Genomic DNA, 6,360 nt, shown 5'->3' on the forward strand with positions numbered 1-6,360 from the left:
CGGGGCGCCGTGCGACGTCGTCCCGGCACCGCAGCGCCGTCGCACGTCGCCCTGGCACCGCAGCGCAACCCCGGCCCGCCGTCGGCGGGCCGTCCCACGACAGGCGACCGACAGGGGGAGACACCCATGACCAGTCCCACGTTGCAGCGGGACCACAAAGAGGGGCACGAGGCGGCGGGCATCCTCGCCCGGACCCGCGCCCTGGTCGACCCGGTCCTGCGGGCCGCCGTCGACTCGCTGCCCGGCACCATGCGCAAGGTGGCCGGCTACCACTTCGGCTGGTGGGAGGCCGACGGCACCCCCGCCGAGGCCCCCGCCGGCAAGGCGATCCGGCCGGCCATGGTCCTCGCCGCCACCCAGGCCCTGGGCGGCAAGCCCGCCGAGGCCGTCGCCGCGGCCGCCGCGGTGGAGCTGGTGCACAACTTCACCCTGCTCCACGACGACGTCATCGACCGGGACGACACCCGGCGCCACCGGCCCACAGCCTGGCGGGTGTTCGGCACCACCGAGGCCATCCTGGCCGGGGACGCCATGCACTCCCTCGCGCTGCGCCTGCTCGCCGAGGACACCCACCCGGCCGCCCACGGCTCGATCCGTCGGCTCGCGGACTGCGTGGTCGAGCTCTGCGAGGGGCAGCAGATCGACTGCGCCTTCGAGCGGCGCAACGACGTCTCGCTGCCCGAGTGCCTGGCGATGGCGGAGGCCAAGACCGGTGCGTTGCTCGGCGCGGCCTGCGCGATGGGCGCCCTGTACGGGGGCGCCTCCGAGGAGGCGGCGCAGGCGTTGGACGGCTTCGGCAGGGAGATCGGCCTGGCCTTCCAGCTGATCGACGACCTGATCGGCATCTGGGGGGACCCGGCGGTCACCGGCAAGCCGGTCGGCGCGGACCTGGTCGCCCGCAAGAAGTCGCTGCCGGTGGTCGCGGCGCTGGGTTCCGGCACCGTCGAGGGCAAGCGGCTGGGCGAGCTGTACGCGCTCGAACGTCCGCTGAGCCCCGAGGAGTTGACGCAGTGCGCGGCGGACGTCGAGGCGGCCGGCGGGCGTGGCTGGGCGCAGGGCGAGTCCTGCGAGCGGATGGCCGCGGCGATGGCGCAGCTGGCCGCCGCGGTCCCGGAGCCGGCCGCGGCCGACGAGCTGCTGGCGCTCGCCGAGCTGGTCACCCGCCGCACGCACTGAGCGGGCTGACCGCGTCGAACGCGCCCCCGGGAGGGGAAAACGCGTCCCGGGGAGGGTCCTCCCGGAGTGCCTCATGAGTGCTCATGAGCGCTTCGGGAGCGCTTCGGGAGCGCCTCGGGAGCGCCTCGGGAGTGGGAAGCCGGCCCGGCCGACTTCCCACTCCTGCTGCCTGACGCGCCAGCCGTCAGCCGAAGGCGGCCAACAGCCGCCGCTCCTTGGCGGGTTCGATGCCCTGCCGCACCGCCGCCCCCGGCCGCCCCTTGCGTCCCTCGGCGTCGGTGTCCTCCACCGGCCCGCGCGTCCGCAGCCACTCCCAGGTGTCCCGCGCCGTCTCGGTGAACGGCCGGCAGCGCAGCCCGGCCGCCTCCGCCCGGCTGGTGTCGGCCAGCCAGGCGCCCGCCAGATCGGGCAGATCCGGTGCCCAGAGGGGGAGTTCGGTCCACGCGCCGACCTGGTCCGGCCCCTCGGCGAGCAGCGGCCCGTCCGGAATCCAGGCGAGCTCGGTGTCCGCGGCGCCCGCCACCTCCCGGCAGGTCTCCAGCCACTCGCGGAAGCGGAGCCGGCCGGGCGGCGCCGTGGTGACGAACCGCCCCGACGTTCCGGCCGTCAGCAGGTCCAGCCCGAAGCCGGCGAAGTCCCGGACGTCGATCACCTGCATGGTCCGCTGCGGATCACCCGGGGCGAGCACCCGCCCGCCGCGTGCCATCCGCTCCAGCCACCAGGGCAGCCGGCCGCCGAACTCGTACGGACCGACGAGCAGCCCGCTGTTCAGCACCAGCGTGCGCCGGGCGCCGAACCCCGCCAGTACGGCGCGCTCGCAGCCGGCCTTCAGGGCGTTGCCGGGCGGCTGGTCGGGCGGGGTGTCGGCGGGGCAGGGGTGCAACGCGGAGTCCTCGTCGACCACGTGGGCGGGCCAGTCGGCGAAGGCGTGCACGGAGGAGACGAAGGTGTAGTGGCCGGCCCGGTCGCGCAGCAGTCGGGTACTGAGCGCGGCTTGGGCGGGCTGCTGGGCGGAGGTGTCGACGACGGCGTCCCAGCTGCGGCCGTCGACCAGCCGGGCGAGGTCCCCGGCACTGTTGCGGTCGCCGCGGACGGCCTCGACGCCGGGCAGGTCGGCGGCGCTGCGGCCGCGGTTGAAGGTGGTCACCCGGTGGCCCCGGGCCAGGGCCTCGGCAGCGTAGGCCCGTCCGAGGAAGGACGAGCCTCCAAGCAGGAGGATCTTCATGCCGACGACCTTCTCTCGTCCGCCCCGCCCGTACGCGCGGATTCGCGGTGAGCAGACAAGGGATTACCGGATGCCGCACGGCGCCCGGCCCGACGTGCCACCCCACCCGGGCCCGCTTAGCATCCGATTTGTACCGCGATCGGCGACCGCACCCCGGCCTGGTGCACGACCCGCCCGCCACAGCCGGCACGAACGGCCCGCCGACGCCGAGCACTCCGCCGACCGGCTGCCTGCCCCGGACGAAGGACCCGCGATGAACCAGCCCGATCTGGAGGCCCTGGCCGCCGACGCGTACGTCTACGGCTACCCGCTGGTCGCCGGCCTCACCATGGTCGAGCGGTTCGTCCGGGGCGGCCTGGGCACCCTGCCGGCTGCGCCGTTCAACCACATCAGCCACGCCACCCGGCTGGCCGGACCGGCCGATGACTTCGTCTCGGTCAACAACGACACGGTCTACTCGATCGCCCAGCTCGACCTCTCCGAGGGCCCGCAGGTGCTGCGCGTCCCGGACACCGCGGACGCCTACTACGTGCTGCAGTTGATCGACGCCTGGACGGACAACGTGGCCTACCTCGGCCGCCGGGCCACCGGCACCGGCTCGCAGACCTGGCTGATCGTCCCGCCCGGCTGGCACGGCAGCCCGCCGGACCCTGAACGGGTGGTCGAGTTGCCCACCACCGTCGGCACCCTCGTCGGCCGCTTCGCCTGCACCGGCCCGGACGACCTGCCCCGGGTCCGGGCCCTCCAGGCCGCCCTGGAACTGGATCCGCTGGAACCCGGCGGCCTGGTCGCCGGACTGCCCGAGCCGGACGCCGACGTCCCCGAGCGGCTGGCCTTCTTCGAGCGGCTGAGGGTCTGGATGCAGGCCTTCCCGCCCGCCACCGCGGACATCGAGTACCAGCGCCGCTTCGCCCCGCTCGGCCTGCTGGACGACGGCGCCTCGCCGTACCGCGCGGCCGCCCCCGAGTGGACGCTGGCGCTGGCCAAGGGCCTGGCCGCCGGCCGCGAACGGGTCGAGGACGCCACCCGCCCGCCGGAGGACCACCCGCCCGGCGAGTGGCGCAGCGCGCTCCACCTCTTCGACTACAACACCGACCACCTGGGCCCCGGCACCCTGGACGACCCCGAGTGGCGCATCCCCGACCGCCGCGCCGCCTACCTCAGCCGGGCCGCCGCCGCCCGGGCCGGCCTCTGGGGCAACCACGCCTACGAGGCCTCGTTCGCGATGACCTACCACGACTCCGACGGCCGGCCCCTCTCCGGCGTCCACGACTACACCCTGCGCTTCGACCAGCCGCCCCCGGCCGGGGCGTTCTGGTCGGTCACGATGTACTCCGTCCCGGACTACTACCTGGTGGAGAACCCGATCGACCGCTACTCGATCGGCGACCGCACCCCCGGTCTGGTCCACGGCGAGGACGGCTCCCTCACCCTGGCCCTCCAGCACGACCAGCCCGAGGACCCGGCCGCCGCCGCCAACTGGCTCCCCACCCCGCCCGGCGAGTTCCGGCCCATCCTCCGCATCTACCAGCCTGGGCCCGCCGTCCTGGACGGCAGCTACCAGATCCCGCCGATCCACCGGGTCTGACACCCCTGCCCGCCCCAGCAGCACGGCCGCGGCTCCTCGACGGGGGCCCCTGGATCCCGCCGCCCTCGCATGAGAAGTCGGCCTGATCGACTTCTCATGCACGTCCCCGCCGGGAGCTCGCGGCCGGAATCTCCCGGGGCCTGAGCCTGCTGTGCGCGAGAAGTCGGCCGGGCCGACTTTCCGCGCGTCCTCTCACGTGGAGGCCGCAGACTGGAATATGCAGACCGGTCTACCTATCTTTGGCGCCCGACCTGCTGTGCACGAGAAGTCGGCCGGGCCGGCTTTCCGTGCGTCTTCTCGCCTGGAGGTCGCAGGCAGGATTATGCAGACCGGTCTACCTATCTTTGGCGCCCGGCCTGCTGTGCGCGAGAAGTCGGCCGGGCCGGCTTTCCGTGCGTCTTCTCGCCTGGAGGCCGCAGGCAGGATTATGCAGACCGGTCTACCTATCTTGGGCGCCCGGCCCGTTGTGCGTGAGAAGTCGGCCGGGTCGACTTCTGGTGTGTCGGGCTCTCCGCTGGGAATATGGCGGTCGGTCTACATAGTCGGTCGATTCCTGAGCCTGCTGTGCGCGAGAAGTCGGCCGGGCCGACTTTCCGCGCGTTCTCTCGCCTGGAGGTCGCAGGCAGGATTATGCAGACCGGTCTACCTATCTTCGGCGCCCGGCCCGCTGTGCACGAGAAGTCGGCCCGGCCGACTTCCTGTGCACCGCCGACCACGTCCGGCGCGTTGCACCCGCTGTTACCGCCTCGACGGGGAGGCCGTTGCCGTGCCCGTCGGATGCGGCGAGGTGTCCGAGCCAGGCGGCGCCGTGGTGGCCGTGCCCGAGGGGGGCGGGGAGCCCACCGGCGGGCCGGACGGCGACGGGGACGACGTGGGCGAGCCGGACGCGGTCGGTGCCGCCGTGGGCGAGGCGGTGGCGGAACCGGTCGGCACCGGCGTGGAGGGCGACGCCGATGACGGCGACGATGACGGCGACGGCTCGGCCGGGGAGGAGGCGGACCCGCCGCGGTTGTGCGGACCGCCCTCCAGGGTGACCACCGCCTGCGAGGGCGGCAGCGCGATCCGGGCGGTCCAGTGCATGGCCGGTGCCTGGTCCTCGTCCACCGTGACGATCACGGTGATCCGCTGACCGGGCGCCAGGGTGCCGGAGTCGCGGCTGAGCCGGAGCCAGCCGGCGTCCGCCACTGCGCGCCAACGGATTTCCGTGGTACCGGAGTTGGTGAGGGTGAGGACGGTCCGACTGCCGTACTCGCCGGCCTCGACGGTGAGCAGTCCGGCAGGGGCCGGTTCGCCCGTGCCCGTTGCGGAGGCGCGGTCGGCCGCCGGGGCCGGTGCGGCGACCAGGGTCGGGCTGCTGAGCGGGGTTGCGCCGTGGGCCGGGACCGGGATCACCGCGCCCTCAAAGGTGAGTCGTGGAAAACCCGGAAGCAACGTTTCTGCATCGCCTACACCGGCGCCGCCCACACCGGCACCGTCCGCGACCATCCCGGTCGCGGCCCCCGCGAGTTCCATCCCGGGCAGACCGGGCGCACCCGGCCCCGCCGGGCCGTCCACCGCGGGCCGCGGCCGCTGCCCGGTCGGCGTTCCGGCCTCGTCCACCCGTACCGCCGACACCGAGGCAGCCGGCCTCGACCCGCCACCGCCCCGGTGCCCGGCCCAGAGCGCGATCACCGGCGCCGCCAGTACGGCCGCGAGCACCCCGGTGGTGACCACCCGTCGGCGCACCGCCAGCCCGCGCCCCGCATCCGGCGCCCGGTGCCGGGGGAAGCCGCCCTGGTCGAACCGCAGCCCCGGTTCCACCACCCGAGCAGCCACCGCCCGAGCAGCCACCGCCCGAGTAGCCACCGCCCGAGCAGTCGCCACCGGAGCAGCCGCCACGCCGGTGACCGCGGCGGCCCCGGGAAGGTCCACCGGAGCCCGCAGCAGCGCCAGCCCCGACAGCCCTGCCGCACCCTCCGCCGCCTCGCTCGCGGCCACCCGCTCCGCCGTCCCCCGGCAGGTCGGGCAGTCCACCACGTGCTGCACCAGCTCCCGCCGCAGCGCCGGGCCGAGCACCCAGTCCCGCCAGGACTCCGTCCCGGCCCCGCCGAGCCGGTCCAGCTCCGGACAGCTGCCCACGCCGAGCACCAGCAGCGCCGCCCTGGTCCGGGCCACTTCGGCCTCGGCCCCGGCCAGCAGTGCGCGAGTCCGCTCGAACGGCAGGTCCAGCACCGCCGCGACCTCCAGCGGGGTCAGCCGGTGCCGGACGGACAGCTCCAGCGCCTCGCGCTGCTCCGGGTCGGTGCCGGCCGCCTCCGGCCAGGCGAGCGAGGACAGCTCGCGCCGCCGCCGGGCCGCCTCGGCCTCGCCCGGCTCGGCCCCGGGCGTCCGC

4 protein-coding genes are annotated in these 6,360 nt (G+C 75.0%); 2 read left to right on the forward strand and 2 right to left on the reverse strand.

Annotated features, from left to right (window positions below):
- Positions 1 to 126: 126 nt before the first annotated feature.
- Positions 127 to 1,176 (forward strand): family 2 encapsulin nanocompartment cargo protein polyprenyl transferase, encoded by a 1,050-nt coding sequence (locus KS423_RS35420; RefSeq protein ID WP_224283853.1) that lies wholly within the window; start codon positions 127 to 129, stop codon positions 1,174 to 1,176.
- 184 nt (positions 1,177 to 1,360) lie between these two features.
- Here the strand turns inward: KS423_RS35420 and KS423_RS35425 are convergent, their stop codons facing one another.
- Positions 1,361 to 2,401: an NAD-dependent epimerase/dehydratase family protein gene (locus KS423_RS35425; protein WP_224283854.1), complete on the reverse strand. Its 1,041-nt coding sequence runs from the start codon at positions 2,399 to 2,401 to the stop codon at positions 1,361 to 1,363.
- A gap of 253 nt (positions 2,402 to 2,654) precedes the next feature.
- Here KS423_RS35425 and KS423_RS35430 point away from each other — a divergent pair, with 253 nt between their 5' ends.
- Positions 2,655 to 3,989 (forward strand): DUF1254 domain-containing protein, encoded by a 1,335-nt coding sequence (locus KS423_RS35430; RefSeq protein WP_224283855.1) that lies wholly within the window; start codon positions 2,655 to 2,657, stop codon positions 3,987 to 3,989.
- 738 nt (positions 3,990 to 4,727) lie between these two features.
- Here KS423_RS35430 and KS423_RS35435 read toward each other — a convergent pair.
- A partial coding sequence (locus KS423_RS35435) for a hypothetical protein (protein ID WP_224283856.1) occupies positions 4,728 to 6,360 on the reverse strand: 1,633 nt, incomplete at its 5' end.

Source organism: Streptomyces sp. LS1784, assembly GCF_020103755.1.
Taxonomy (GTDB): domain Bacteria; phylum Actinomycetota; class Actinomycetes; order Streptomycetales; family Streptomycetaceae; genus Kitasatospora.

Excerpts from the sequence above, each read along its gene's own strand:
- KS423_RS35425 (WP_224283854.1), bottom strand. The coding sequence starts at position 2,401 with ATGAAGATCCTCCTGCTTGGAGGCTCGTCCTTCCTCGGACGGGCCTAC.
- KS423_RS35420 (WP_224283853.1), top strand. The coding sequence starts at position 127 with ATGACCAGTCCCACGTTGCAGCGGGACCACAAAGAGGGGCACGAGGCG.
- KS423_RS35430 (WP_224283855.1), top strand. The coding sequence starts at position 2,655 with ATGAACCAGCCCGATCTGGAGGCCCTGGCCGCCGACGCGTACGTCTAC.